At 56.2% G+C, this 372-nt stretch carries 1 protein-coding gene; it reads left to right on the top strand.

Annotation, left to right across the window (positions count from 1 at the left end; genetic code table 11):
* On the top strand, positions 1–372 hold a 372-nt coding region (locus B472_RS16860; RefSeq protein ID WP_192877899.1), incomplete at both ends, for an efflux RND transporter permease subunit.

Below are 372 nucleotides of genomic sequence, written 5' to 3'. Positions count from 1 at the left end.
AATCATGGTGAACATTCCCTTGGCGCTCGTGGGTGCTGTGTTGGGTCTGTGGTTGTCAGGTCAGCCCTTGTCGGTGGCCGCCTTGGTCGGGTTCATCACGTTGGCTGGCATTTCGGTTCGAAACGGCATTTTGAAAGTCAGCCATTACATCAACCTCATGCGCTTTGAAGGAGAGTCCTTCACCAAGTCCATGATCTTGCGCGGTTCGATGGAACGTTTAAGCCCGGTGTTGATGACAGCCTTGGTGACCGCCTTCGCATTGGCACCCTTGCTCTTCGAGGCCGAACGCCCCGGCACCGAAATTTTGCACCCGGTCGCCGTGGTGATTTTCTCGGGCTTGATCAGCTTCCCGCTTGGTACGACGAAGACGGC

Origin of the sequence: Limnohabitans sp. Rim28 (assembly GCF_000293865.2) — a bacterium.
Taxonomy (GTDB): domain Bacteria; phylum Pseudomonadota; class Gammaproteobacteria; order Burkholderiales; family Burkholderiaceae_C; genus Limnohabitans_A.
Note: the sequence above shows the minus strand (reverse complement) of the source record. Positions and strands in the feature narration are given on the sequence as shown.